General features: G+C 45.5%; 23 protein-coding genes. 17 read left to right on the top strand and 6 right to left on the bottom strand.

Going from position 1 to position 26,356, the window contains the following annotated elements; all coding sequences use genetic code 11:
* The first annotated feature begins 131 nt into the window (after window positions 1–131).
* The 12 genes from ACOCD9_RS01745 to ACOCD9_RS01690 all read left to right on the top strand — a co-directional run bounded on the left by ACOCD9_RS01745 (window position 132) and on the right by ACOCD9_RS01690 (window position 15,238).
* Entirely contained in the window at window positions 132–920 is a 789-nt protein-coding gene (locus ACOCD9_RS01745; protein WP_287700335.1) for an ion transporter, read from the top strand.
* Window positions 921–1,229: 309 nt separating this feature from the next.
* A complete protein-coding gene (locus ACOCD9_RS01740) occupies window positions 1,230–1,592 on the top strand; it encodes an ATP synthase subunit I (protein ID WP_002739749.1) in 363 nt (120 codons plus the stop codon).
* A gap of 58 nt (window positions 1,593–1,650) precedes the next feature.
* Complete coding sequence (gene atpB / locus ACOCD9_RS01735) at window positions 1,651–2,400, top strand: F0F1 ATP synthase subunit A (RefSeq protein ID WP_002739857.1); 750 nt, start codon at window positions 1,651–1,653, stop codon at window positions 2,398–2,400.
* Between the two features lie 230 nt (window positions 2,401–2,630).
* The gene (gene atpE, locus ACOCD9_RS01730; RefSeq protein WP_002740068.1) at window positions 2,631–2,876 is read left to right on the top strand and encodes an ATP synthase F0 subunit C; all 246 of its coding nucleotides are present in this window, start codon (window positions 2,631–2,633) and stop codon (window positions 2,874–2,876) included.
* Window positions 2,877–3,106: 230 nt separating this feature from the next.
* Entirely contained in the window at window positions 3,107–3,538 is a 432-nt protein-coding gene (locus tag ACOCD9_RS01725) for a F0F1 ATP synthase subunit B' (protein ID WP_002769600.1), read from the top strand.
* Window positions 3,539–3,664: 126 nt separating this feature from the next.
* Complete coding sequence (locus ACOCD9_RS01720; RefSeq protein ID WP_002750068.1) at window positions 3,665–4,207, top strand: F0F1 ATP synthase subunit B; 543 nt, start codon at window positions 3,665–3,667, stop codon at window positions 4,205–4,207.
* The gene (gene atpH, locus ACOCD9_RS01715; protein WP_002763366.1) at window positions 4,208–4,756 is read left to right on the top strand and encodes an ATP synthase F1 subunit delta; all 549 of its coding nucleotides are present in this window, start codon (window positions 4,208–4,210) and stop codon (window positions 4,754–4,756) included.
* Between the two features lie 68 nt (window positions 4,757–4,824).
* The gene (gene atpA / locus ACOCD9_RS01710; protein ID WP_002795849.1) at window positions 4,825–6,333 is read left to right on the top strand and encodes a F0F1 ATP synthase subunit alpha; all 1,509 of its coding nucleotides are present in this window, start codon (window positions 4,825–4,827) and stop codon (window positions 6,331–6,333) included.
* Window positions 6,334–6,528: 195 nt separating this feature from the next.
* The gene (locus ACOCD9_RS01705) at window positions 6,529–7,476 is read left to right on the top strand and encodes a F0F1 ATP synthase subunit gamma (protein ID WP_002763363.1); all 948 of its coding nucleotides are present in this window, start codon (window positions 6,529–6,531) and stop codon (window positions 7,474–7,476) included.
* 455 nt (window positions 7,477–7,931) lie between these two features.
* Entirely contained in the window at window positions 7,932–13,061 is a 5,130-nt protein-coding gene (locus ACOCD9_RS01700) for a Calx-beta domain-containing protein (RefSeq protein ID WP_419546218.1), read from the top strand.
* A gap of 950 nt (window positions 13,062–14,011) precedes the next feature.
* The gene (locus ACOCD9_RS01695; RefSeq protein WP_002800075.1) at window positions 14,012–14,650 is read left to right on the top strand and encodes a MotA/TolQ/ExbB proton channel family protein; all 639 of its coding nucleotides are present in this window, start codon (window positions 14,012–14,014) and stop codon (window positions 14,648–14,650) included.
* Between the two features lie 18 nt (window positions 14,651–14,668).
* Window positions 14,669–15,238, top strand: coding sequence for an ExbD/TolR family protein (locus ACOCD9_RS01690; RefSeq protein ID WP_104397604.1), 570 nt, complete (start codon window positions 14,669–14,671; stop codon window positions 15,236–15,238).
* Here ACOCD9_RS01690 and ACOCD9_RS01685 read toward each other — a convergent pair whose 3' ends face one another.
* Entirely contained in the window at window positions 15,239–15,589 is a 351-nt protein-coding gene (locus ACOCD9_RS01685) for a hypothetical protein (RefSeq protein WP_104397605.1), read from the bottom strand.
* A 428-nt stretch (window positions 15,590–16,017) separates the two neighbouring features.
* Between ACOCD9_RS01685 and ACOCD9_RS01680 the strand changes: the two genes are divergently transcribed.
* Complete coding sequence (locus ACOCD9_RS01680; protein WP_419546217.1) at window positions 16,018–17,211, top strand: NAD(P)/FAD-dependent oxidoreductase; 1,194 nt, start codon at window positions 16,018–16,020, stop codon at window positions 17,209–17,211.
* Here ACOCD9_RS01680 and ACOCD9_RS01675 read toward each other — a convergent pair.
* Window positions 17,191–17,610 carry a GAF domain-containing protein gene (locus ACOCD9_RS01675; protein WP_287700327.1) on the bottom strand — a complete coding sequence of 140 codons (420 nt, stop codon included), beginning with the start codon at window positions 17,608–17,610 and terminating at the stop codon, window positions 17,191–17,193. The two genes, ACOCD9_RS01680 and ACOCD9_RS01675, sit on opposite strands and share 21 nt — an antisense overlap.
* A gap of 84 nt (window positions 17,611–17,694) precedes the next feature.
* Between ACOCD9_RS01675 and ACOCD9_RS01670 the strand changes: the two genes are divergently transcribed.
* Complete coding sequence (locus tag ACOCD9_RS01670) at window positions 17,695–19,029, top strand: AAA family ATPase (protein ID WP_419546216.1); 1,335 nt, start codon at window positions 17,695–17,697, stop codon at window positions 19,027–19,029.
* Entirely contained in the window at window positions 19,026–19,718 is a 693-nt protein-coding gene (locus ACOCD9_RS01665; protein WP_103111532.1) for a Rho termination factor N-terminal domain-containing protein, read from the top strand. Before ACOCD9_RS01670 ends, ACOCD9_RS01665 begins: the two co-directional genes overlap by 4 nt.
* An 86-nt stretch (window positions 19,719–19,804) precedes the next feature.
* Here the strand turns inward: ACOCD9_RS01665 and ACOCD9_RS01660 are convergent, their stop codons facing one another.
* Window positions 19,805–20,521 (bottom strand): lysophospholipid acyltransferase family protein, encoded by a 717-nt coding sequence (locus ACOCD9_RS01660; protein ID WP_287700322.1) that lies wholly within the window; start codon window positions 20,519–20,521, stop codon window positions 19,805–19,807.
* A gap of 156 nt (window positions 20,522–20,677) precedes the next feature.
* Here ACOCD9_RS01660 and metG point away from each other — a divergent pair, with 156 nt between their 5' ends.
* Together metG and ACOCD9_RS01650 are read left to right on the top strand one after the other, a co-directional pair.
* Complete coding sequence (metG, locus tag ACOCD9_RS01655; RefSeq protein ID WP_419546215.1) at window positions 20,678–22,291, top strand: methionine--tRNA ligase; 1,614 nt, start codon at window positions 20,678–20,680, stop codon at window positions 22,289–22,291.
* A 100-nt stretch (window positions 22,292–22,391) separates the two neighbouring features.
* Window positions 22,392–22,997, top strand: coding sequence for an NYN domain-containing protein (locus ACOCD9_RS01650; protein WP_002743578.1), 606 nt, complete (start codon window positions 22,392–22,394; stop codon window positions 22,995–22,997).
* 227 nt (window positions 22,998–23,224) lie between these two features.
* Here the strand turns inward: ACOCD9_RS01650 and ACOCD9_RS01645 are convergent, their stop codons facing one another.
* The 3 genes from ACOCD9_RS01645 to ACOCD9_RS01635 form a co-directional block, all read right to left on the bottom strand.
* Window positions 23,225–24,421, bottom strand: coding sequence for a DNA double-strand break repair nuclease NurA (locus ACOCD9_RS01645; protein ID WP_419546214.1), 1,197 nt, complete (start codon window positions 24,419–24,421; stop codon window positions 23,225–23,227).
* A 108-nt stretch (window positions 24,422–24,529) separates the two neighbouring features.
* Window positions 24,530–25,687, bottom strand: a complete 1,158-nt coding sequence (locus ACOCD9_RS01640; protein ID WP_419546213.1) for a HigA family addiction module antitoxin — start codon at window positions 25,685–25,687, stop codon at window positions 24,530–24,532.
* On the bottom strand, window positions 25,680–26,015 hold the full coding sequence (locus ACOCD9_RS01635; RefSeq protein ID WP_002800095.1) for a type II toxin-antitoxin system RelE/ParE family toxin: 336 nt from the start codon (window positions 26,013–26,015) through the stop codon (window positions 25,680–25,682). The genes ACOCD9_RS01640 and ACOCD9_RS01635 overlap by 8 nt, the downstream gene beginning before the upstream one ends.
* Between the last annotated feature and the right edge of the window lie 341 nt (window positions 26,016–26,356).

Below are 26,356 nucleotides of genomic sequence, written 5' to 3'. Positions count from 1 at the left end.
GTTATCAGTTATCAGTTATCAGTTATCAGTTATTAGTTATTAGTTATCAGATATAATTTTTCAGTTCACTGATTACTGGTTACTGTTTACTGAAAAATCTCCTGACTCCTAAATGGCTGATAGCTGAATTTATGCTCTCTTTTCGTGCCAAGATAGCTTTTTATTTAGAGGATGTCACCACGGCGATCGGACTGACGGTAAATCTGCTTATCTTAGCATTAATTTTACTCTCGTTGGGGATTTATGTGGCTCAAACCTATCCCTTATCCGCCACTTGGCAAATGTGGTTACGTCAGCTTGATGGGGGAATTTTAAGCTTATTTTCCCTAGAGTATTTAATTCGGTTTTGGTGTGCGGAATCAAAACTAGGCTTTGTTTTTAATATTTTTTCCATCCTAGATTTATTATCAATCCTGCCTCTATTTTTTGGTTTTTTTGATATTAGGTTTTTTAGAATTTTTCGCTGGTTTAGAATTTTGCGAGTGATTCGTTTTTTTGGTTCCGATCTTTCTATTTTTCAAATTAAAACTTCCGATCAGATAGTATTTATTCGCATATTACTAACTCTATTTTCGATTATTTTTGTTTATGCTGGTTTAATTTATCAGATCGAACACCCAATTAATCCCCAAGTTTATCGGACATTTTTTGATGCTTTTTACTTTGCTGTCGTGACTATGACTACCGTGGGATTTGGGGATGTGACTCCCCTTTCTGATGGGGGCAAAATGGTGACAGTTTTAATGATTTTAACGGGAGTTTTGTTAATTCCCTTGCAAATTAGCACTCTGACTAAACAAATATTAAAATCTGGCACTCAAATTGATTATCCTTGTCCAGATTGTGGTTTACCCCGTCACGATATAGATGCCAATTTTTGTAAAAACTGTGGCGCAAAACTCTTAAAAAGACCTGATTGAGACTAATTCTGGCGAAATGGGGAAATGGGGAAATGGGGAAGTGGGGATAATCAAAAAAAGTAATCTCCTGTCTCCTGACTCCTAACGACCGACGACCGACGACCGACGACCGACGGAATCATGACAATTTACAATTGCTTAATAATTGTTGCCACTGCCGTGATAATATGTCTTGTGGCTCACCTGAGCGTCATAGCTCGGAAAGCAATCCAGATATTGAGATTAGTCTATCGCTGATTTAGGTGTACCTTGTCTGACCCATCGATCGCATCTCCCCCAACCCCAGAAACCAACCCGCCGTCAGATCCGATGCGGGAATACTATCAACTACAAAACACCTTATTGATCACCACCCTGATCTTAAGCGGTCTGATCTTTATACCCGTGTGGCTGTTTTATTCCCTCAATACTGCCCTTAATTACCTATTAGGGGCAATGGTGGGAGTTGTTTACCTAAAACTCCTGGCCGGGGAAGTGGAAAAATTGGGGGTAACGAAAAATCGGGTAGGCAAAAAAGGATTAGCCCTATTCGCTGGATTAATCATCATCGCCAGTCGTTGGCAAGAACTGCACATAGTGCCAGTTTTTTTGGGTTTTTTGACCTATAAAGGCGCGATCATCGTCTATACCCTGCAAACCATCTTCAAGCTGGAGCAGAAAGCCGATTCCTAAACCCTTTGACCGTTAAAAATAACCCTGATTTGCGAACCCGAATCTCTCTAAGGTAGAAATGTTAGACAGTTTAAGTGTGCTTAATTTTTATAGCCTCGCTTCCCTGGAAGTGGGACAACACTGGTACTGGCACATCGGCGGACTAAAAATTCACGGGCAAGTGATCGCGGTCTCCTGGATCGTCTTCGCTATCTTAATCATCGCCTCGATCGCCGCTACCCGCAAAATCCAGAAAGTCCCTAGCGGTATTCAAAACCTCATGGAGTACGTTCTGGAATTTCTGCGCGATTTAGCCAAAAACCAGCTAGGAGAAAAGGAATATCGACCCTGGTTGCCCTTCATCGGCACCCTATTTTTATTTATTTTCGTTTCTAACTGGTTAGGGGCTTTGATTCCTTGGAAGTTAATCGAACTGCCCGAAGGAGAATTAGCCGCCCCCACTAACGACATCAATACCACGGTGGCGTTAGCCCTACTGACTTCTCTCGCCTACTTCTACGCAGGCATCAGTAAAAAAGGACTCGGTTACTTCGCTCACTACCTAGAGCCGATTCCCGTGCTATTACCGATCAAAATTTTAGAAGACTTTACCAAACCCCTCTCCCTCAGCTTCCGTCTTTTCGGAAACATCCTCGCGGACGAGTTGGTAGTAGCCGTATTAGTCTTCCTTGTCCCCCTAGTCGTACCCCTCCCCCTGATGGCTCTCGGTTTATTTACCAGCGCTATCCAGGCCCTTGTCTTCGCCACCCTTGCGGGGGCCTATATCCATGAGGCCCTGGAATCGGAACACGAAGAAGAACACGCTTAAAAGCGAGGGACGAAAACAGAAAAATTTCTTAGGGAAAAGTGTCCAAATAATAGGATAATAACTAAGAAATTATTGGTCGAATTCAGGATGAGCAACTGAATTCCAGGATCGTTCTTTCCCAAAAACTCTTTCGGGAGTTTTGATCAGAAAACCAGCCATTTTTTGAGGCTGAGAACGCGCTCTGTAAACAACAGATTGAAATTGATTAGTAAATAGAGGAAAAAATCACCATGAACCCCACAGTAGCTGCCGCTTCCGTTATCGCCGCCGCCCTCGCCGTTGGTTTAGCCGCTATCGGCCCCGGTGTTGGTCAAGGTACCGCTTCTGGAGAAGCTGTTTCCGGTATCGCCCGTCAACCCGAAGCTGAAGGAAGAATTCGTGGTACCCTTCTCCTCAGCTTGGCATTCATGGAATCCTTAACCATCTACGGTTTGGTTATCGCTCTCGTTTTACTGTTCGCTAACCCCTTCGCCTAATTAAAAAAGCAGTGGGCTATCAGCCCCCAGTCCCCAGCTTGGCAGCAGAGTTTTCAAAACTCTCAAAAAACGCCGAAGCAGCCAACTAAAAAACCTAGTTTTTGGGACAGAAGGCTGATAGCTAATTAAGGGAATTTTAGTGATTCCCCCTGACTGTTTATTGTTAAAGCAGGGGGATCATATTCCTTTTTTGAACCTGTCTATAGCTTCTATTTATCAGGAATAAATCAATGTTTGATTTCGATGCCACCCTGCCAGTGATGGCACTACAGTTTATTCTTTTGGCAGTGATCCTGAACGCCGTTTTTTATAAACCCCTCAGTAAAGTTTTAGATGAACGGGCGGAGTATATTCGGCAAACGGAAGGCGGAGCCAAAGAACAACTAGCCAAAACCGAAGCGCTGGTACAAGAGTACGAATTGCAATTAAGTTCGGCTCGTAAACAATCCCAAGAGATTATCGCCCAAGCGCAAGCCGAGGCCCAAAAACTAGCCAGCGAACGAGTTGCCGCAGCCCAAAAAGAAGCGATTGCCCGTAAGGAAGCCGTCGCCGCCGAAATTGCCCAACAGAAAGAAGAAGCCTTTCGTTCTCTAGAAGGACAAGTGGCCTCTCTTTCCCGTCAAATTCTCGAAAAACTACTAGGCCCCGAACTCGTTCGCTAAACCCCAGCCCTTGGTTAATAACAGTGATCAGTAAAAAGATAGAACTCAGTCGTCAGAAGTTAGAAGACTGATAACTTACCTCTGATAACTGATAACTGAATAACCTACTCCCCGCCCTCAATAACCATGATCATCGACACAGTTTTATTATTAGCCACGGAGGCGAAGGAAGCGGCAGCAGAAGGATTCGGCATCAACACCGATATCCTAGGAACTAACCTATTTAACCTCTCGATTCTGCTCGGTTTAGTCATCTTCTACGGCCGCAAAGTTCTCGGACAAATCCTCGGAGAACGTCAGTCGAAGATTGCTGAAGCTTTAGCCGAAGCTGAAGACCGGAAAAATATTGCCGCTAACGCCCTCGCCGAAGAACAGAAAAAACTCGCCCTAGCAAAACAAGAAGCGGAAAAAATTATCAATAATGCTCGATCTAGAGCTAAAACTGTCACCGCCGACATCGCCGCCCAAGCCGAACTCGATATTCAAAGAATGCGCGAAAGTGCCGCTAAAGATCTCTCGGCGGAACAGGATCGCGTTTTAGTAGAATTACGCCAAAGAATTACCGCTTTAGCCTTAGCTAATGTGGAATCCCAATTAAGCACTGGCCTGGAAGAATCGGTACAACAAACCCTAATTGATCGCAGTTTGGCCAACCTAGGAGGTAAATAGATGCAGGGAAGTTTAATCAGTTCAGAAATAGCCGAACCCTACGCCCAAGCATTACTTTCCGTCGCCCAAAGCAGCGGACAATTAGAAGCGATTGGCGGCGAAATTAAATCCCTCTTAGAATTGTTGGAAAATGCTCCCGATCTAAGAGCTTTTATTGGCAATCCCGTCATCAAAGAAGAAGCTAAAAAAGCCGTTCTTTCCCAAGTAATGGGGAGCAGTGCCAATCCCTATTTAACTAACTTCATGATGTTATTGGTCGATAAACGTCGGATTCAATTTTTAGAACCCGTTTGTCAACAATATCTCACCCTGGCTAGAGTGCTGACTAACACCGTTTTAGCGGAAGTTTCCTCGGCCACCGAATTGAACGATAGCCAAAAACAAATCGTCATCGACAAAGTGAAAACCCTGACTGGGGCAAATGTGGTCGAACTGAAAACCAAAGTTGATGGCAGCCTCATCGGTGGTGTGGTGATCAAAGTCGGTTCTCAGGTCTTTGATGCCAGCATTCGCGGTCAACTACAACGCCTCAGCCTCTCCCTGCGCTAAGGTCATCTAATCTCTCTTTTTTGCTGTTTTTTCACCTTCTAATTTTTTACTTTTTCCCAGATTAAACTATGGTAGCTATCAGACCCGACGAAATTAGCACGATTATTCGTCAACAGATCGAATCCTATAACCAAGAAGTACAGGTCTCCAACGTGGGAACCGTCCTGCAAGTGGGTGACGGTACTGCCCGCATCTACGGCCTACAACAAGCCATGTCGGGAGAACTATTAGAATTTGAAGATGGAACCGTCGGCATCGCCCTTAACCTCGAAGAAGATAACGTCGGTGCAGTGTTAATGGGTGACGGTTTCGGGATTAAAGAAGGCGGTACGGTGAAAGCTACCGGTAAAATCGCTCAGGTTCCCGTGGGTGAAGCCTTAGTCGGCCGCGTGGTTGATGCTCTCGGTCGTCCCATCGACGGGAAAGGGGACATCCTCGCCAGCGAAACCCGTCTGGTGGAATCCCCCGCCCCCGGTATTGTCGCTCGCAAATCCGTCTGTGAACCGATGCAAACCGGCATTACCGCTATCGATGCCATGATTCCCGTCGGTCGTGGTCAACGGGAGTTAATTATCGGTGACAGAAAAACCGGTAAAACAGCGATCGCCATTGACACGATCATTAACCAGAAAAGCGAAGACGTGATCTGTGTCTATGTCGCCATCGGTCAAAAAGCCTCCACCGTCGCCCAAGTAATCGACACCCTCACCCAAAGAGGCGCCATGGATTACACCGTAGTGGTGGCCGCTAACGCTAACGACCCCGCCACCCTCCAGTATATCGCCCCCTATACCGGAGCTTCGATCGCCGAATACTTCATGTATAAAGGCAAAGCGACCCTAGTTATCTACGATGACCTCACCAAACAGGCTCAAGCTTATCGTCAGCTATCCCTGCTCATGCGTCGTCCTCCCGGTCGGGAAGCTTACCCCGGCGACGTTTTCTATCTCCACTCCCGTTTACTAGAGCGCGCCGCTAAACTCAGCGATGCCCTCGGTGGTGGTAGCATGACCGCCCTGCCGATTATCGAAACCCAAGCCGGTGACGTTTCTGCCTACATTCCCACCAACGTAATTTCGATCACTGACGGTCAGATATTCCTCTCCACCGACCTCTTTAACGCTGGTTTCCGTCCCGCTATTAACGCTGGTATTTCCGTATCCCGGGTGGGTTCGGCGGCCCAAACGAAAGCGATGAAGAAAGTTGCCGGTAAATTAAAACTCGAATTAGCCCAGTTTGACGAATTAGAAGCTTTTGCTCAATTCGCTTCTGACCTTGATGCGGCAACCCAAGCACAACTGGCTCGCGGTCAACGTCTGCGTCAAATCCTCAAACAACCCCAAAACTTCCCCCTCTCCGTTTGGGAACAGGTGGCGGTGGTTTATGCCGGTTTAAACGGTTATCTCGACGATATCGCCACCGATAAAGTTATCGATTTCTGCGCCGGTTTACGCGAATACCTGAAAACCAGCAAACCTCGCTACGTTGAGATCGTCAGCACTGAAAAACAACTCAACGACGAAGCGGAAGGCCTGCTCAAAGATGGCATCAATGAGTACAAACAGGCTTTCAAGTAAACTTCTGTGAGCTTTAAGCTGTCAGCCTTTTCAGTTATCAGTGATCAGTAAACAGTGATCAGTAAACAGTGAAAAGATGGCCAGAAACTGCTATTTAGTACTGCTCACTTAACACATACTGCTCACTTAAAACTCCAATCTGATAACTGATAACTGATGACTGATAACTGATAACTGATAACTGATAACTGAATTATGCCTAATCTCAAAGCGATTCGCGACCAAATTCAATCGGTCAAAAATACCAAAAAAATTACCGAGGCCATGCGTCTGGTGGCGGCAGCAAAAGTGCGTCGCGCCCAAGAACAAGTTCTCTGTACCCGTCCTTTTGCCGATGCCCTCGCTCAGGTACTTTATAATCTGCAAGGTCGTTTAGCCTTTAGTGATGTTAATTTACCCCTACTGGCCCAACGGGAAGTAAAAACCGTGGCTCTGTTAGTAGTCACAGGCGATCGAGGTCTTTGTGGCGGTTATAATACTAACGTCATCCGTCGTGCCGAACAACGGATGAATGAATTAAAAGAGCAAGGGATTAAGTATCAATTAGTGGTTGCTGGCCGGAAAGCGGCACAGTATTTCGAGCGCCGCAATGCTCCCATTGCCGCTAAATTTATTAACCTCGAACAGATTCCCACTGCTGACGAAGCTGGCACTATTGGGGATGAATTGCTTTCCTTGTTTTTATCGGAAACAGTCGATCGAGTCGAGTTAATTTATACTCGTTTTATCTCCCTGATCAGTGCCACTCCGGTGATTCAAACCCTGTTACCTTTAACTACCCAAGGTTTAGCGGTACAGGATGACGAGATTTTCCGTTTGGTGACTAAAGAGGGAAAATTTAAGGTACAACGGGAAAAAATGGCCAGCCAACCGGCGCAGGTTTTTCCCCAAGACATGATTTTTGAGCAGAATCCCGTTCAAATTCTCGATTCTCTCCTACCTTTGTACTTAAATAACCAATTACTGCGCGCCCTCCAGGAATCGGCAGCGAGTGAATTAGCAGCCCGGATGACGGCGATGAGTAACGCCAGCGAGAACGCCAGCGAGTTAATCGGGACTTTGAGCCGGACTTACAACAAAGCGCGTCAAGCCGCTATTACGCAAGAATTGTTAGAAGTAGTAGCGGGGGCGAACGCGCTCTAGATTTAAGCCTGTTTTTCTTTTGATTATCAGTGGGAGTGATTATTTTCACTCCTTTTTTTTCGTTTAGATAGCGGTAAACTATTAGCCTTAGTTACCAGAAGGCGGCTCCCCTATCATATTTGTAAGATATTGTCAAGGAATTTTTGTTAATGTTAAAGGTCACATTTTTTCAGACATTTGTAGCAATAATTTACAAAAAAATTAGATGATCTATATTGATCGTCACTTAGAATTTTAAGAGTGGCTTGTCTGGAGTAAAACTACCAGCATTTTCTTCCCTAACCCATTCAAAAATTTCGATCGAGTTGTTACTTCTTAATTGTTTTTTTGGGATCGGTCGGATCTACGGCTCTCCCACAATTATGAAATTATGTAACAAGTTTTCTGGCCACTGCATAAAAATCAAGCCTCCTCCGCAACAAGTAATAGAGGCCAAACAAAAAGGAGTTTTTACCATGACTAGCGCGGCTAATTCTGGCAATATCTTGATGGGATTGGGACTAGAAGCCATTCTTGCTAAATTTGCCAATTCAGAAACCTATTATCAAAACTTAACAGCAATTTTCGGCAATCAGTACGACACCAGCAAAGCGGAAACCCTACGCATTCAATGGCAAAGAGGAGATTTTAGCAACTTACCAGCGATCTTAGTCCTCCCAGCTGATCGCTTAGCAGGCGCACGCGGGGCTTACTCGATCACCACCGATACTATTTATATCGCTGATCGCCAGACGAGTTTCGAGGGATTGGTGAACCTTCTTCTCGAAGAAATCGGTCACGCGATTGATCGCTCTTTGAACCCGATCGATACAAAAGGAGACGAGGGCGCGATTTTTGCCGCTTTCGTACTCGGACAGGAGCTATCGCCCGAAATTCTGAACCGATGGCGGGAAGAAGACGATCGCGCGACGATCGTGGTGGACGGACGAGGGCTAGTGGTCGAAAAGCAGGATATCGTCGGTACGAACGACAATGATAATCTACAGGGAACCGCAAGCGCAGATATGATCGAGGGATTGGCCGGAAACGACACAATTTTCGGCGGGGGGGGTGACGATACCCTGTACGGGGACGGCGGATTCGACTTCTTCTTTACCGAGGCGGGGAACGACATCATCGACGGTGGGGGGGGAACCGATACCTTCGTCGGCAATTATCGGAACGCGATCAGCAACGTCATCATGACCTACAGTATCGCGACTGGGAGCGGGACGATCCAGGTGGGGGGAGAAAGAGATGCCTTTACCTCGATCGAGAGTTTTAGCGGTTTTCTGGGTTCCGCATTTGACGATTATCTATTCGGCGGGACCGCCAACGATAACAATATCGACGGGGGCGCAGGCAACGATAAGGTTTTCACCAACGGCGGCGATGACTCGGTGTACGGTAAGAACGGGAACGATTACCTCGACGGGGGAAGCGACAATGACGAACTCTACGGCAACGAGGGAAACGATTCCCTCTACGGGAGCGAGGGAAACGATGAACTCTACGGCGGTAACGGGAACGATCTCGTTGACGGCGGCGCAGGGGGCGATATTCTCTACCAAGACGCGGGAAACGATTATCTCTACGGCGGTAACGGGAACGATACCTACCGCGCCGACTATAACGCCTCCGCAGCGCGGGTAGTAATGACCTACTCGATCACGTCGAGTAACGGGACGATCACCGTCGGGAGCGAACGGGACTTTTTCTACTCGATCGAGAAATTCGATAACTTCATCGGTAGTTCCTTCAACGATGTCCTCTTCGGAGGGTCGGGCAACGACTTCAATATTCAAGGTGGTGCGGGCAACGATACCATCTCCGGCAATCAGGGCAACGATACCCTCTCCGGCGATAGTGGCGATGATATCCTCAACGGCGGTTCCGATAACGATTATCTCCTCGGTGGGATCGGGAACGATGTCGTGAACGGCGATGGCGGCGATGATATCCTCGTCGGCGGTAGCGGCAATGACATCCTAAACGGGGGTTTAGGAACCGATCTCTACGACACTACTTACAATAGTCTGCCGACGGCGATAACGATGGACTACGGCGGTACTGGGGGAAATCCGCGGATTATCGTCGGGAATCAAACAGATTTATTAATCTCTGTAGAACGCCTCCTTCTCATCGGCACGGAATTTAACGATTCCCTCCTCGGTGGCGGTGGTAACGACCCCAACGTAAGCGGGGGAAAAGGAAACGATACCGTTGTCGGTAACGGCGGCGATGACGTTCTCTACGGGGATGACGATAACGATCTCCTCTACGGGGGCGAGGGAAGAGATACGGTATACGGCGGCGATGGGGTCGATACCCTCTACGGCGACCCTGGCAATAATGTTCTCTACGGTGGCGAGGATAAAGATCTACTCTACGGGGGGAACAATGCTGATAACCTCTACGGCGAGAATCACGACGACACCCTCTACGGCAACGGGGGAAACGATGATCTCTTCGGCGGCAATGGAGCCGATAACCTTGACGGGGGTGACGGGGACGATGATCTTGACAGTGGGGAGGGCAATGATTACCTCTTCGGTGGCGCAGGAAACGATCGATTGTTCTCGTCGAATGGAAACGATACCGTCGATGGCGGTGCGGGAACCGATACCTACTCGATCGATTTTTCCGGTAGCCCAGTTTTCATGACCTACGATACCGTGACAGGTAACGGTATGGTAATTAGTGGCAATAAAGTCGATACGCTGATCTCGATCGAGCGTTGCAATCTATTCGGTACGGAGGATAACGATTTTATTCTCGGCGGTTGGGGATCGGATAGTTTTCTTTTTAGCTTGACCTTCTGGGATGGCGGCCTCCGCGGCAACGGCGGCGATGATACCATCGACGGTAATAGCGGGAACGATTCGCTTTTCGGGGAGGACGGGAACGATTTTCTCATCGGCGGTTGGGGATGGGATACCCTCGTCGGGGGAGATGATAACGATCGCCTGATCGGGGTCAACCCCAACGCATCCACCCCCGGACGGAACGAACAGGACGATCTCTACGGGGGAGCGGGGGCGGATCTGTTCATCCTCGGTGACGCGAACTGGAGCGGCTACGATGACGGTAGTACCAGTAGTTCGGGCAGTGGAGATTACGCCGATATCGAAGATGCTAATTTCTCCGAGGGCGATCGGATTCAACTACGCGGTTCGCGAGCGGACTATCTCGTCCAGAAGGCCCCTTTCAGCAATGACGTGGAAATTTACCTGATTAAACCTTTGGGGGAACCCGATGAACTGATCGCTCGGGTCAGAGGCTATATCAGTCTAGGCGACGAGGTTTTTGTCTTCGTTCCTGCCGGTCCCGTAACCACGATCACCGTGGCTGTTAGCGATGGCAGTGCGGGGGAACCGGCCAACGCGGGCGTTTTTACCCTCACCCGAAGCGGGAATATAGGGAACGCGCTGACCGTGAACTATCTCCTTGCTGGGTCGGCTACCAACGGGGTAGATTACAGTAATCTCACCAGAAGAGTTACTTTCGCGGCGGGAAGTAGTACCGCCACCGTCACGATTAACCCGCTCGAGGATACGGCAATCGAGGGGAACGAAGTCGTGCTTTTACAGATCGTCGAGGGAACTGGCTACACCCTCGGAGCCACGAGCGGCGCGGTTATCACCCTCACCGATAACGATGTTTACACAGCGATCGAACCTGCGAGTCTCGGCAGTAATATCACCCTCGTCCGCGATTCGGCCAATCGTCTCTACGCGGGATCAAGCGAAGAAACCCTACCGCTTTATAGCCTAGAGGATACACCGCTCCGGATCGGTCAATATCCCGATTGGCAAGCACTCGCAGTCGAGCGGATCGACGGACTCAACCAGATTTTATGGAAAAATACCCGCAATAACTATCTTCAGGTTTGGTACACCGATACGAATTGGCGCTGGCTCGGCGGGGATAGTACAAACGGATTAAATACCCTAGATGCGTACAATCTAGAGAAAAAATTCCAGTTCGACGCCAACGGAGACGGCCGGATCGGTATGACCTTCAGCAACCTTGAAGCGGCGGGGTCGGTCGCGATCGTCCGGGATACCCTGAACCGACTCTACGCCCGAACGAGCTTAGGAGATACGGCGATCGGGGCGATTAACGGTACACCCCTGACGGAAACCTCGAATCCCGGACGACAGATTCTCGGCGCGGAAACGCTAAACGGAATTAATCAGATCGTCTGGCGAAACACGACGACGAACGCGCTCGAACTTTGGACGATGGACGGGGACTGGCAGTTTGCGGGAAATGACGCTCCGATCGCCCCCACCTCCCCGACCGCGCTACAACTAGAGCGGGATTTCGAGATGGATCTCAACGGCGACACCGTGATCGGTCGTTTACCGAACCTATCGGATATTACCCTAACCCTCACCCCAGCTACTGTCACCGAGAACGGTACGCCGAACCTCGTTTATACCTTCACCCGTCGCGGCCCGCTCACCAATCCCCTCGCGGTGAACTTCAGTGTCTCGGGAACCGCGACCTTGACCACCGACTATACCCAAACTGGGGCGCTCACTTTTACCGCGACTGGGGGAACGGTACGCTTTAACGCGGGCGCAAGTACGGCGATCATCACCATCGATCCCGTCGGCGACGCGCTCATCGAACCCAATGAAACCGTCTCTCTCGCGATCACGCCAGGAGTCGATTATACCCGCGGGACGACGGAAGCCATCACGGGAACGATCGCCAACGACGATCTACCGACCCTGACGATCGATAACCTGATCTTCCTGGAGGGATTGGAAGCGAACGCATTGATCCCCGTCCGTCTTAACGGCCCTTTCGGTGAACCGATCCGCGTCAACTACACCACCGCCAACGGCACGGCGATCGCGGTCGCAGATTACACCGCGTCCTCAGGAATTTTGACGATTCCGGCCAATACAACCACCGCTTTTATTCGCATCCCGATCGCTAACGATACCCTCAACGAAGCGGACGAAACCTTTACCGTTACCCTGTCCAACCCAGTCAACGCCACGATCGCCCGTGCGATGGCGACGATCACCATCACCGATACTCTCGAAAGCGATGTCAGCACCGTCCTCACAAATGGGTTAGAAAACCTACAACTGACTGGCACGAATCCGATTAACGGCACTGGTAACGCAGGTAATAATCGCATCACAGGTAATAGTGGCAATAATATCCTCAATGGTGGTTTAGGGAATGACACTCTCGCGGGTAATGCGGGTAACGATACCCTCACCGGTGCAGCGGGAGTGGACAGATTTGAATTCCGGTCTATCCGTGCTTTTGTTGCCAGCGATTTTGGGGTAGATACGATCAGCGATTTCGTAGTTAATCAAGATAAAATTGTCTTGAGTAAAACTACTTTTGCCGCTTTAACCAGTGGGGTTGGTAACGGTTTTAGTCAAGCTAGTAATTTCGCCGTCGTTGCGAATAATAGTTTAGTTGCCGCTAGTAATGCTTTCATTGTTTATAGTCGTGGCACTGGTCATCTATTCTATAACCAAAATGGTGGCGCAGCGGGTTTGGGAACCGGTGCTAATTTTGCAGTTTTCACTGGTAATCCTAGCCTAACAGCCAACGATTTCCTCTTGGTGGCTTAATCAAAAACAGTAGTCAGTTATCAGTTTTTGTCAAATTTACAGTTTTAGGAAGGCAGGATCGATCACCAGTTTAATAGTTGAATATTCCTAGCATTATCGGGGAAAATCTTAGCCAAGTTTTTCGGCAGCGAAAGCCCAAAATTAACCGCAACATGGACTTGCGTTAAAATAATCTACCAAGTCTTAAGGCGGACTAGATTAAGCCCAAAAGAGTATAGACTCAAGTACATATACTCTAATACACTTAGTCCCAATATATACCGTTTCCTAAGCTAGTGAGGTACACCTATTTTTCTTCCCTTTTGCCTCTTGCCTTTTGCCTAAAACCCATAACTTTTGTACCTCAGCAGACTGAAAAACGCTATAGTTTAAGCGAAGTGCTGTTGAGGGAATTTTCCTTGATTAACCCGAAAATAGAAGCCCTACAAGTTTTTCAAGCCCTAGAGACGAGGATTTTCATAGTCATTGGCTAATCGATATCTAGAGACCTAAGATTTGGACTTCTCCGGCAAGAATTAGGTTCAAATAGAGTCGGGCCAATCATTAGACCTCTTGTAAAAATCAAAAATTGTCGAGGTTGATTAGGAGTCAGTGGCCAGTAGTCGGTCGTCCGGAGAACTAAGAATGAATAATAATCAATTAAATGCTCTATTTACATATTTTATGCCACTTAATCCTTATTTTTGACGTTTTTGAACCACTAAAAATTGATTATGCCAGAGGTTTACTGAAATCGTTAATATTAATTTTACTCTTGCCTTTTTAGATCTCCTGGCCCCTTGAAAAGCCCCATCTCATCCTGTATTCTGAGTCAGCGTAAGAACTATAAATGTCAAATCTCAATTGATCGACTTAAATCTTAAACTATAATCATTACCCGATCGCCCGGTATTGGAGGGACAAAACAACTCGTGAGTATAACTGATTTAATCCAAAAAGGCGGAGTGGCTATGTGGCCGCTGCTTTTTCTGTCTATTTTAGCTCTTAGCACTATTATCGAACGAATTTGGTTTTGGAGTCGCACCCTCCTTAGTGAGGGCCAGATTTTAAATCGCATTATGGAATCCGCCATCCGTAACTGGGATTTGGCCGCAAAAGTCGCTAGGGATTCCCGCAATCACCCCATCGGTAGCTATCTTTATGCTCCCCTGCGCTTAGAAAATCCAGATCCAGAGGTTTTTCACTTTGCCCTCGAGTCAGCTGCCGATGAACAATTATCTCTAATGAAACGGGGCGATAAAATCCTTGAGGCAGTCATCGCCCTTTCTCCCCTGCTAGGATTATTAGGAACGGTACTCGGTTTAATTACCTCTTTGGCTAATATTCAACTGAGTGACCTGGGAACTTCCTCCACAGCCGGAGTAACTTTAGGTATTAGTGAAGCTTTAATTTCCACCGCTACCGGCTTAATTGTCGCTATCTTTAGCCTCGCTTTCTATCGCATTTTTCAGGGACTCTGGTTCAATCAAGCTAGAATTTTTCGCAAGGCTGGCAGTGATTTAGAAATTATCTACCGTCAACGTTGGCTAGATGGAGAAGACCAACAATACTCCCTCAGTGCTAACCTAGAAAAACCCCTCGATCGCTAAGTCTCCCCCTTATAACCCATGGCCGAAACTAAATCTCTTAACCACAAAAAGTCAAAAAGTAGCCATATCACAGCCCGTCCGCTCAAATTATGGCATGATCAACACCGCATTCAAGAGGATGTGCAGGTTAATATCATTCCCCTGATCGATGTAATTTTCTGTATTCTCACCTTCTTTATTCTCGGTGCAGTGGGATTATCTCGCCAACAGGCTATCAGTCTTGATTTACCGAAAGCTAGTACCGCTACCACCCCGATGCGGGAAATGTTGGTGGTTAGTCTCGATGATTTCGGACAACTCTACGTCGAAAAACAGATGGTGACTCGCCTCCAGTTATTCGAGGCAATCAAGAATTATCATCAATATAGTCCCAATGGACTGATGGTACTGAATGCCTCCAGAAATGCCAGTTATAACGAAGTGGTTGGGGTTTTAGATCTACTGCGACAGGTGGGCGGCGATCGCGTGGCTTTAGCGACTCTATCGGGGGAAGCTAACAATCCCACAATAGAAAATAGCAATCCTTTGCCCAATTTGCCCACTAATCCTACCTTACCCGGTTTAACCAATCCTCTAGGCAGAAATTAACTAGGAATGGATGCGATAGCTGAGTAATTGTTCTTCGAGAGCTGCAATGCGATTGTAAGCCGCCGTCAATTGTGCCGTCAATCGGCGAATTTGGATTTCATCGGCAAAAGAATTTTCTCCACTGACAGCCGGGGCCTGTTTGCCACCGTGATCTCGGAGAATATCTTTATGATCGTAGAGGCTATTATCGGATAACTCGGAAAAACCGACCATTTCCAGTGATTCTCGCGGGGAACGACTCGATTTATCCCCAGCTAGGATAGCAATTTGCTGGCTGAGGCTTTCGACAATATCCTGTAGATGATCGACTTTCCGATCAAGACTGATAATCTGTTGTTGTAGTCCATTCATACAATTACCTAGAGATTAAGGGGGCTTCCCCTCTATGCTAGGCTCTAGAGGAGATGGACTATAACAATTTATGATTGATTTAACGATCCCTTTACTGCCCTTAACTAATCTTAATATATTGCCAGAGTCAACCAGCTGCCCCCGATAGCACTTCTATTAGAAATTAAGGTAAGCTGTTGAGCGGTAAGCCTCGATTTTAAGGAACTAAATTATGTTTAAAAATTGGTCTTTCGATGATTGGATGAATCATATCCTTTTTCTGGCTACAATTGTGGCTTTGCTGACGATTTGGCTGGGCAGATAATTAAACTATGATTGCCAATCTAATTTTAGGGATGTCAAGATAACTGGAGTCATTGCACCGAGAATCCCCGTCCATTTTAGGGCAGGGAGTGTCAAAATAAGAAACAAAACCCTCAGCGATCGATATGACTGACTCAAACCCAAAAATTTGTATTCTCGGTGGTGGTTTTGGTGGACTCTATACTGCTTTACGTTTGAGTCAATTGCCTTGGCAAGATCAACACCCCCCCCAAATTACCTTAATTGATAAAAACGATCGCTTTTTATTTTCTCCCCTTCTCTACGAATTAGTCACCTCAGAACTACAATCCTGGGAAATTGCCCCCCCTTTCAGCGAATTGCTCGCTAATACCCCCGTTGACTTCCAACAGGGAACCGTCACGGCGATAGATGTTAATAATCATAAAATAACCCTTGACAATCAAAACGATATATGCTATGACCGCCTCGTGATCGCCCTCGGTGGTCAATCCTCCCTTGAATTCCTACCCGGGGCCAAAACCCACGCTATCCCTTTTCGTAGTCTAGAGGATGCCTATCGTCTTCGGGATCGACTCAAAACCCTAGAACAATCCGATCGCGATAAAATTCGGGTCGCCATTATCGGGGGCGGTTATAGCGGCGTAGAATTAGCCTGTAAGCTGGCTGATCGCCTCGGAGAAAGGGGAAGAATTCGTCTGATCGAAAGAAATAGCGATATACTTGGCCCTTCAACCCAATTTAACCGCGACACCGCCAAAAAAGCCCTAGAAAAACGTCTAGTTTGGTTAGACCTCGAAACCACCGTCGCCGACATCCAAGCGGATCGCCTCTCCCTTGACTACAAAGGACAGATCGACAATATCCCCGTTGATCTAATTCTCTGGACCGTTAGCCCGATCGCCTCCCCACTGCTCGCTAATTTGCCCATAGCACATAATGAGCGCAAATTACTAAAAGTTAATCAATATTTACAAACTGTCGAAAACCCCAGCATCTACGCGATCGGCGATGCGGCCGATAGTCGCGACCAAGAGGATAAACCATACGCTGCCACGGCCCAAGTAGCCCTTCAACAGTCCGACTACTGCGCTTGGAATATTTGGGCGAGTTTCCACGATAAACCAGCTTTACCCTTCCGTTATCAACCTTTAGGCGAAATGTTGACCCTCGGAGTCGATGAAGCTACGATTAGCGGTTTAGGACTAGAATTAGCCGGTCCCCTTGCCCATCTTACCCGTCGCTTAGTCTATCTCTACCGTCTGCCTACCCTTAACCATCAAATCGCCGTAGCATTCAACTGGATTACCCAACCGCTTCTATCCCTCATCTCTGAGTAGCGAGTTCAGATATTCCTCCACTAATAAACTATCTCGATCGGTCAATTCCTGACCATCGAGACGATTTAAAAGCATTACTGCACCAAATAACCGATTATTAACCCTAATTGGCACAGCTAAAGCCGTTTTTATCCCCAAAGCCACCGCTATATCCTGACGAATGCGATTATCTCCGAGGGTTTGTCCTACCACCACCGGACAACTCCCCTGGTAAACCACCGTACACAATCCCGACGTGGCAATATCACCCCTTTTGCCCACAATTGCCTGGGTATTTTTACCCGCACCCGCACGATAATCAATACTATCACCGTCAAATTCGGCAATGATAACCGTTTCTGTTGGAATTAAACCTAAAATTTCTTCAGCAATGCGATCGAGATTAGTTAATTTTTCCATAATGGTTTAGGGGTTGAGGAAATGGGGTGTTATACTCAAAAAAACAGCAATTCATTAACTTTAGTCTATAGTTTGTGAACTCAAATGAAAGATAACACCCCCAAAGTAAAAAGTCTCAAATCTTATCTTCAGCATTTGCCTCAAGATGCGTCTGAAGCGATCGTTAGCACCAACTTTGCACCTTACCTGATATCATATTTAGGATTTTCAACCACGGAGATAATCCCACAGTACGACACGGGAGGCGGTGGGATTACCGACTTTGCCACTCGGAGAAACCTAGAAAACGATATTTTTTTGCAGACAAAGAGTAATCCTTTTCTGCTGATAGAGTTAAAAGGTAGAGATATTAACCTAACTGAAAATAGTCCAAGTTATAAGGCAACTGTCAATCAGTTAAAGCGTCAGTTATTAGGGAATAACTGTCAAGCAGCCCAATGGGGAATTATCACTAACGGTTCGCACATCCAGTTATTTAGAAAACATGGTAAAATCATTTTTCCTGCCACTACTTGCATAGAGCTAACTCCTGAGAACATTGATGAGACCGTAGCTCTGATCAAGACAAAAATTGACAATACTCCCAAAGCATTAACGGTTACTGTTTACAATAATAAAGGCGGTGTAGGCAAAACCACCACAACCGTAAATCTTGCCGCTATTCTTGCTTTTTTAGGTAAAAAAGTTTTAGTTTTAGACTTTGATTTTAATCAACGAGATTTAACTAAATCTATCCTAACTATAAACCCAGAAGATGGACTACTAGAAAAGGCTTTAACTGACCGCAATATTGATCTAAAATCAGTGATTATTCCCTATACTTTTAAGAATCCAAAACGACAAATTACCTTCGACGTTGTTCCTGCTGATCCTAAAATGGCAGACTATCCGGACTTTCAGTATAATTCTCAAATGAAAATATTCACTCTCCATAGAAAATTAGACTTAGCTAGATATGAGTACGATTACATCTTTATAGATGCAGCTCCCAATTGGCGATTTCCTAGCCAGCTGGCTGTTTATGCTGCTGATGTTGTCCTCTTACCCACAAAACATAACAATTCATTCTCCCTTCATAATGCAGCTATTGCCATCAAGGAGTTTCTGCCGCCAATGCAAAAATTAAAAAAAGATGGGACTCCCATAGCCTTACCAATTTTTTTCAACGGTGAGAAGATTACTCAACCACAGTTAGAGATTGCCCAAAAAGAAATTAATCAAATACTAAAAAATGACAAAAACCTTGTACACTATTTTTATCCCAAATACACTCCTGCCAGTAAAAATTCACATATTCATCACCTGCCAGAATACGCTATTATAGCCAGTGCTGCTTTCGCTCGCGTGCCGGCCGTTTATAAACATATTTCCGTTTATGACTATTACAAAGACTTAGCAAAGGAGTATTTTTTACAATGATGGAATATACCGATATTGGTACTTTAAAGTATCTCTACTTAGATGAAATAGAAATTACCAATGGGACCGATGCTGATAGTTTTTTAATTGAAGCTACTGCTAAACTATTACAGCAGACAGGTGGACGCAATTGGCTGCCTGTAATCGTCAAAGAATTATCAGAGGATCGCTATGAAGTTATCGGCAACTCATTTGTTTATGCTGTGGCTGAAAGGGCTGGACTAGAAAGAATTTGGTGTATTATTGCCGATGGAACAGAAGATGCTAGGAATATATCCAGAGTTTTGGCAAGAGAAGAAACCCCAAAACTAAATCTGTCAACAGCTTCAAGAGAAGAAATTAAATCTGCTTTACAGTTCTTGATTGAACAACCGAATAGCCCCCTAAAAACAGTTAAATTAGCTACTGCTACTGCTAGGATTGATGAGGCTCCCCGTCAATTCTGGAAGAGTTTAGACTCAATTGTTGCCCTCAAGTGTGGAATTACAAAAGGGAAGGGATTAGATTTACTCAAAACTGTCTTTTATCTCACTCCTCAATCTCAACAAGATGCAGTGATTGAGGAATTTTCAGAAGAAACTCTCAAACTCAAGACTGTTTCCGAATTAAAGACTCTAGCCAAAGAAAAAGGAATCGTTGGTTTAAGCAAGATGAAGAAAGCAGAGCTAGTCAGAATATTAGCGCAATAAGAAAAAGGAGTATGAATTATGAATTAGGAAGTGGGGAAGTGGGAAGTGGGAAGAAAAAAGCTGCCTCCTGTCTCCTGTCTCCTGACCTACCCTTTCAGCAATAAATCGCTAATTTCCGACTGACAATGACCAATTAAACGATTAAGGGCTTTTTTTCCTTGTTTACCTTGATAATCTGAGCGATCGCTCTCAGTAATTCCATAGGGACGACCGATCGCCACCTTGACACGATGATAAAAGACAACGGGATGCCAACCATCTTGATCGAATAAAGGTTCTGTGGTATCTAACCAGCGCAGCAAACGCACGGGAAAAGGACTAATAACAGTTTCCGACTCGGAGAGAATAGCCACAGGTAAGACAAATAAATTCTCCACGGGACAACGCAGGGCTAAATGGGCAAATCCGCTCTGAAAACGGCTAATTTGACGAGTAGCAGTCAAATTTAACATCGGCGATCCACCTTCTGGAAATAAACCGATCCATCGTCCGGACTGTAAAAAATCCGTTGCTTGCCGAAAAAAAGTCCGGTGGCGTTTTTCGGGGGTATCAAAGGGAAAACAGCCCAATTCTCCGATTAATTCCCGCAAAAGTGGCGTTTTTCCCATGTAGTGATGACAGGCGATCGGGAGAGTTTTGCCCAAAGCTTGAATTAAGATCGGCGCGTCCAAAAAGCTACGATGGTTACTTACCACGATCGCCACTCCTTGGCCGGGTAGATTTTCTTGACCGACGGTAAACAGACTCGTGCGCGTGGTATCAAGAATTAAACGAGAGGTGGATAGGGGGGTAAGCAGCTTCATGGAAAAAAAAAATCGGCCTTAAGATTGTTTTTATTGACTTAGACTACAACTAAAGGATAAAACAGAATTAGAGGATCATAAAATATAAGGGATTATGTCCCAATCATCTACGGATCAGCCTCGGGGCAGCCTCGTCTATTTAAAAAAATAAATTTCATGAATGATTTAAATGAGCGAAAAACATTTGCTTTAACAACACCTCTTTATTATGTCAACGATATCCCTCACATCGGTAGTGCCTACACAACGATCGTAGCGGATGTTATGGCACGATGGCAGCGGTTACAGGGGAATTCTGTTCTCCTAATTACAGGGACCGACGAACACGGACAGAAAATCGAACGGACTGCGGCAGCCAAAGGACTCAATCCCCAGGAACACTGCGATCGCATTGTCACCAGTTTTGCCAATCTCTGGGTAAAGCTACACATCCAGTATGATCGCTTTAGTCGCACCACTGCCCCCCGTCATCAGGCAATTGTTAACGAATTTTTTGAAAGAGTCTGGGAAAAGGGCGATATCTATCTCGATCGCCAACAGGGTTGGTATTGCGTCGCCTGTGAAGAATTTAAGGAAAAAAGAGAACTGTTAGATAATGGCTGTTGTCCCATTCATACTAATCTGGCCGCCGAATGGCGCGACGAGGAAAACTATTTTTTCCGCCTCTCTAAATACCAAGCACAACTAGAACAACTTTACCAAGAACAACCCGATTTTATTCAACCGGAAAGCCGACGTAATGAGGTTCTCAACTTCGTCAACCAGGGACTACAGGACTTCTCCATCTCTAGGGTTAATGTGGCTTGGGGGTTTCCTATTCCCCACGATGGTAAGCATACCATCTACGTTTGGTTTGATGCCCTTCTTGGCTATGTTACCGCCCTTCTCGACCCCGAAGACGAACCCACCCTAGAAAATGCCTTGGCCAAATGGTGGCCGATCGATCTGCATCTGATCGGTAAAGATATATTAAGATTCCATGCCATTTATTGGCCAGCTATGCTAATGTCGGCGGGTTTACCCTTGCCCAAAAGAGTGTTCGGCCATGGCTTTTTGACCAAAGACGGGCGGAAAATGGGCAAAAGTCTCGGTAATACCCTCGATCCCTTCGATTTAGTTGATCGCTACGGGGCCGATGCCGTCCGTTACTATTTCGTTAAAGAGATTGAATTAGGACAGGATGGCGATTTTCAGGAAACCAGATTTGTTAATATTCTTAACGCAGATTTAGCCAACGATTTAGGCAACCTCCTCAATCGCACCCTAGGCATGGTCAAAAAATACTGCCAAAATATCCCCCCCCAGTTGACTGGCGTAGATATCCCCAACGATAATCACCTTAAGAATATGGGGATCAATTTAGGAGGCATTGTTGAACAGAAGTACGATGCGCTACAATTTAATCAAGCCTGTGAGGAAATATTGGCGTTAATTCGCGCTAGTAATAAGTTTATCGATGAGAGTGCGCCCTGGAGTTTATTTAAACAGAAACAACAAGCAGCGGTAGAACAAGTCCTCTACGCAGTTTTGGAATCAGTAAGACTCTCTGCCTACCTACTCTCACCGATAATACCGACCTTGAGCAGTAAAATTTATCAACAACTAGGTTTTGTTATTGATTTTAATACTTTCAGGTCGGAGGATGGGGAAAACTTCCCTGATGGTGTCTCTTTTTCCCAACACTGTCAATGGGGATTACCCACAAATCCACAACTAGGAACACCTGAACCGATCTTTTCTAAACTAGAACTGCCGTTAAACGATTCCTAAAGGAATTTTTTAATAACTCTATTTTTTAAGGTCTGTTGTCCTTTGGGACACAACTGGCAAACAATCAACACTAAACTTTTAACAAACGAGGAAAAATAAAATGTTTGACGATTATGACACAGCCCCAGTCTTCACCCCCGAACAAGTGCTAGAAAATCGCGGTCGTGTGGCGATTTTCATCGATGGTTCTAATTTATTTTATGCGGCTCTGCAATTAGGTATCGAAATTGACTACACCAAATTACTTTGTCGTTTAACTGCCGGTTCTCGTCTCTTGCGCGCCTTCTTTTATACTGGAGTTGATCGCACTAACGAAAAACAGCAGGGATTCCTCCTCTGGATGCGTCGCAACGGCTATCGAGTCATCGCTAAAGATCTAGTACAATTGCCCGATGGTTCCAAAAAAGCCAATCTCGACGTGGAAATTGCCGTAGATTTAATGGCGCTAGTGGGTTCCTATGATACCGCAGTAATTGTCAGTGGTGATGGGGATTTAGCCTATGCTGCCGATTCCGTCAGTTACCGTGGTGCGCGAGTGGAAGTGGTTAGTTTGCGATCAATGACCAGTGATAGTTTAATTAATGTAGCCGATCGCTATGTTGATCTAGATCAAATCAAAGAAGAAATTCAAAAAACCAGCAAGCATCACGTTAGTTATAATAATTTCCCCGTCAGCGTCTTGGACCAAGATCGGAGCAGTCGCTAGAAAAATTCGGCAAAAATCAAGTTTAAGGTGGGTAATTCCCACCTTTTTCAGTGACCAGTTATCAGTTATCAGTTATCAGTGACCAGTTATCAGTTATCAGTGACCAGTTATCAGTTATCAGTTATCAGTGATCAGTTATCAGTGATCAGTTATCAGTGATCAGTTATCAGTTATCAGTGACCAGTTATCAGTTATCAGTGACCACTCCCCATCTGCTGCCTCCTCAATTAAGCAATACTACTGCGTTTTCTCGCTTCCTTATAAGATGTTCCCACATCCTGTAAACCGACTTTAATCATCTGTTGTTCCAAAAGGGCAAAAAAACGCAAGCGATCGCCACCTTTAATCACCGCTAAATTGTGCGCTTCCGCTAAGGCGATCGGATAACCATAACCTTTTAACACTTGGGCCAGTAAAATACTCAAAGAGCGATCGAGTAATTCTCGATCCTCCACCACCCAAGCAGGAACCTCTACCCTAGCGATTTCCGTCCCCACATGGAGATAACAGAAGTAAATGCGATGCTCATCCCCATAAAGATCGAGTATTTTCAAAGAACTGCGCCAAAAAGGACTTCTTTGCCCCGGTTCCAATAAATAACCCCAGAGAGAAGCATCTCGGAGAGGATCGACAACGCGACAAGGGGTTTTTTCTGGGTCTAAATCACCGCAATTGATCAAGCAATTGGGAGTATCATGGGGACAAGATTGTAAACGCAGGAAATTTAAGCTTTCCGTGCTACGAGAAGCACTAATATAACCCATAAGCGGGATTCTAGCTGATTTTAAATCGTCCCAAGACTGAAAAATCGGTGGCAAAATTAAATCTTTTGCTTCCGGGGGGAGACTATCGATAAACCAATAGATCAAAGAACCATCCACAAGGGCTAAATTTGGTTCATAATGGGCCCCAGGGGGTTTTACCCAACGGGTAGCCATTTCTGCTAACATTTGGCTTTCTAATACCGTCCGACGATAACTCATCCACTCATCCACGCGAATACCCCACTGTTTAGAAATGTAGAGGTCTTCTGATTTGTAATAGACTTCGGGAATGCTATCGAGGAGAGGGTGCAAATTTTGACCATAGTGCAACATAATCCTACCGATATTAATTAGATAACAGTAGGCGATTTCGTGGTGAGAAGGGGCAATTTGGGAACCATCCGTGGCAAAAACGCTATGACTTTCGGGAGCGGGAAGGATAGTAATGCGGGTGTCGAGAGGTTCGATCGGTAGTGCAACGGAGAAAATTAGGCGATCGTGCCAGTTATGATAGAGTTCTAGCAGTTTTTCCTGTTGCTGTTGAGCCTGTTCTAAAAGAATTTTAGCCCGTTGCACGCGCTCGCGACTAGCTGTCACTTCCTGTTGAAAATGTTGACTGATTCCTGGCATTTTTGCCGCTAATTTCGCAAGATCGAGCATAGCTATCCTCTCCCTGACTTTTTTTGATGTTATCGCAATTTCCTGTCTCTAATGCTAATTTTGTCAATTATGTCCAAATTTATCCTTAGTAATCTCCGCTTACAGCAGTTATCTTAATGGTGAGATAGGAAGTTTTCCTTTTGGGGAGTCGCTCGTCAATACCAAAAAGGAATTCTGCGTATTTAGACAATATTTCTCCTTAAGATCATTATAGTTTTGATAAGAAATAATTTGCTCATGTTGCATTCTACCAACAATAATACCAGGGTGTATTCCTAGTTGTTCGGCAAATTGATTAATAGCTTTTCTATTCAGAGAATTATTGGCGATAAATCTCTGCCAATCTCTGGGAGCAATTAAGAAATTAGCCGCAAAAACATCCGCCTCTTTTTCTTTAATTGTATCTTGAATATCTTGCCCCTCTAAAAATAAAGTTCGTTTCCCATGTAATAAAATATGACCAGCTTCATGAAAAAAAGAAAACCAAAAATGATCATTTGTTTTGTATCGATCGCTCAATTGAATTAAAGCTCTGTGAGAATCTAACCAACGGGTAGCACCGTGTACCCTTGTTTTCGGAAGTTCAGGGACAAAGGCTAAGGCAACCCCCGCTGCCGCACAAAGCTCGATCATTTGCGGTTGAAATACCTCGATAGACTTAATAGTTAACGAACGAATTTGTCGCAAGGCATCTCTGAATTTCAACTCGTTGTAATCAGCACAATTAATTTTCGATGCTTCTATTTCTCCTTGACGTAACCATGCTGTTATTGCCCCTCGATCGCTATCAAATGCTTGAGACTTTCTAAAATCAATCGATAAATTTCTCCCCCAAATCTCCTCCCATTGCTCAGGGGAGACAACGGCAAAAAAATTCAAGCTCTCTCGTAATTGCTCTATTTTATCCTCATCAAACTTGAGCCAGCCTAATTCAGTCATCTGCCGATAAGGAATTTGTTTTAACCAGCCTAAATAACCTTTTAATCTTTGATTCTCATTTTTTCTCGCTAAATATTCCCGATAAAGTCTTTCGCGCTCTATCCAGAAACTGGCGGGAGTTCCTAACACTAACTCTATCTGTAAGGCGGTATCGATAGTAATCTCCGCTTTACCTTTTATGATCTCATTGATAGTCTTTTTTGGTCTGCCCATGCGTTGGGCAAGTTCCGATTGAGACATATTTCTTTCTTCTAGGATTTCGGCAAGGGTTTCTCCCGGTGGAGAAATAAAATCCGGTGCATATCTGTTCTCAATAGTATTAGTCATGGGTGTCATCTATGCCAATAATTACGACTGCGGTTACTTTCTTCCAATCAATTCCCCCGTCTGCTTTTTGAGGAATCGGTATATTAGCTGGCTCAAAAATTAGTCTGAGAGGATGAACTAAATCTAGAGATAGTTGTCCAGCACGGTTATGTAACAATTCGTGGCAACGTCCCGGCAGCGATCGCATTTCCTCCAGGACAATAACTGCTTTTAAGTCGTCGAGTCTTTGCCTGATTTTCTTAGCCATCTTCTCTCCATACTGTTTTTTCAGTAGTCTTTGGCTATTGCATTCGTTCTCAAATTTTTTTTCCTTAAATACAATATCCATTGTAGATGACCCTTGTAATATTGTTAACCTCAAAGGTTAACAATATTTTATGGCAGCACACCTGGGTTGCATCCAGTACAAACGCTCTAAATATATCGTTAAGAGCTAATAGTCTAGACACCAGTTCTGAAAATGAGGTTAGCTAGAGACAGCTTTTCAGATATTGGCCGATTAATCAGGTGATAATTATCGCTAAAATTGCACCATCAAGCCAAAACAACGAAGCTGTAATTTTATCGCCTAATAACGCCCGAATTGAGTGCCGCAGCCGCCCAAGAAAAAGACAATCTCTAACATCTAAACCGGAGAAAAGCACAATCGCGGACTTGACAACAACAGCA

This window comes from Microcystis sp., from assembly GCF_048564745.1.
Taxonomy (GTDB): Bacteria; Cyanobacteriota; Cyanobacteriia; order Cyanobacteriales; family Microcystaceae; genus Microcystis; species Microcystis ichthyoblabe_A.
This window is presented reverse-complemented; position numbering and strand designations above follow the sequence as displayed.

Bases quoted from the DNA above. Each gene is read 5' to 3' on its own strand.
- ACOCD9_RS01745 (WP_287700335.1), top strand. From the start codon at position 132: ATGCTCTCTTTTCGTGCCAAGATAGCTTTTTATTTAGAGGATGTCACC.
- ACOCD9_RS01740 (WP_002739749.1), top strand. From the start codon at position 1,230: ATGCGGGAATACTATCAACTACAAAACACCTTATTGATCACCACCCTG.
- atpB (WP_002739857.1), top strand. From the start codon at position 1,651: ATGTTAGACAGTTTAAGTGTGCTTAATTTTTATAGCCTCGCTTCCCTG.
- atpE (WP_002740068.1), top strand. From the start codon at position 2,631: ATGAACCCCACAGTAGCTGCCGCTTCCGTTATCGCCGCCGCCCTCGCC.
- ACOCD9_RS01725 (WP_002769600.1), top strand. From the start codon at position 3,107: ATGTTTGATTTCGATGCCACCCTGCCAGTGATGGCACTACAGTTTATT.
- ACOCD9_RS01720 (WP_002750068.1), top strand. From the start codon at position 3,665: ATGATCATCGACACAGTTTTATTATTAGCCACGGAGGCGAAGGAAGCG.
- atpH (WP_002763366.1), top strand. From the start codon at position 4,208: ATGCAGGGAAGTTTAATCAGTTCAGAAATAGCCGAACCCTACGCCCAA.
- atpA (WP_002795849.1), top strand. From the start codon at position 4,825: ATGGTAGCTATCAGACCCGACGAAATTAGCACGATTATTCGTCAACAG.
- ACOCD9_RS01705 (WP_002763363.1), top strand. From the start codon at position 6,529: ATGCCTAATCTCAAAGCGATTCGCGACCAAATTCAATCGGTCAAAAAT.
- ACOCD9_RS01700 (WP_419546218.1), top strand. From the start codon at position 7,932: ATGACTAGCGCGGCTAATTCTGGCAATATCTTGATGGGATTGGGACTA.
- ACOCD9_RS01695 (WP_002800075.1), top strand. From the start codon at position 14,012: ATGTGGCCGCTGCTTTTTCTGTCTATTTTAGCTCTTAGCACTATTATC.
- ACOCD9_RS01690 (WP_104397604.1), top strand. From the start codon at position 14,669: ATGGCCGAAACTAAATCTCTTAACCACAAAAAGTCAAAAAGTAGCCAT.
- ACOCD9_RS01685 (WP_104397605.1), bottom strand. From the start codon at position 15,589: ATGAATGGACTACAACAACAGATTATCAGTCTTGATCGGAAAGTCGAT.
- ACOCD9_RS01680 (WP_419546217.1), top strand. From the start codon at position 16,018: ATGACTGACTCAAACCCAAAAATTTGTATTCTCGGTGGTGGTTTTGGT.
- ACOCD9_RS01675 (WP_287700327.1), bottom strand. From the start codon at position 17,610: ATGGAAAAATTAACTAATCTCGATCGCATTGCTGAAGAAATTTTAGGT.
- ACOCD9_RS01670 (WP_419546216.1), top strand. From the start codon at position 17,695: ATGAAAGATAACACCCCCAAAGTAAAAAGTCTCAAATCTTATCTTCAG.
- ACOCD9_RS01665 (WP_103111532.1), top strand. From the start codon at position 19,026: ATGATGGAATATACCGATATTGGTACTTTAAAGTATCTCTACTTAGAT.
- ACOCD9_RS01660 (WP_287700322.1), bottom strand. From the start codon at position 20,521: ATGAAGCTGCTTACCCCCCTATCCACCTCTCGTTTAATTCTTGATACC.
- metG (WP_419546215.1), top strand. From the start codon at position 20,678: ATGAATGATTTAAATGAGCGAAAAACATTTGCTTTAACAACACCTCTT.
- ACOCD9_RS01650 (WP_002743578.1), top strand. From the start codon at position 22,392: ATGTTTGACGATTATGACACAGCCCCAGTCTTCACCCCCGAACAAGTG.
- ACOCD9_RS01645 (WP_419546214.1), bottom strand. From the start codon at position 24,421: ATGCTCGATCTTGCGAAATTAGCGGCAAAAATGCCAGGAATCAGTCAA.
- ACOCD9_RS01640 (WP_419546213.1), bottom strand. From the start codon at position 25,687: ATGACTAATACTATTGAGAACAGATATGCACCGGATTTTATTTCTCCA.
- ACOCD9_RS01635 (WP_002800095.1), bottom strand. From the start codon at position 26,015: ATGGATATTGTATTTAAGGAAAAAAAATTTGAGAACGAATGCAATAGC.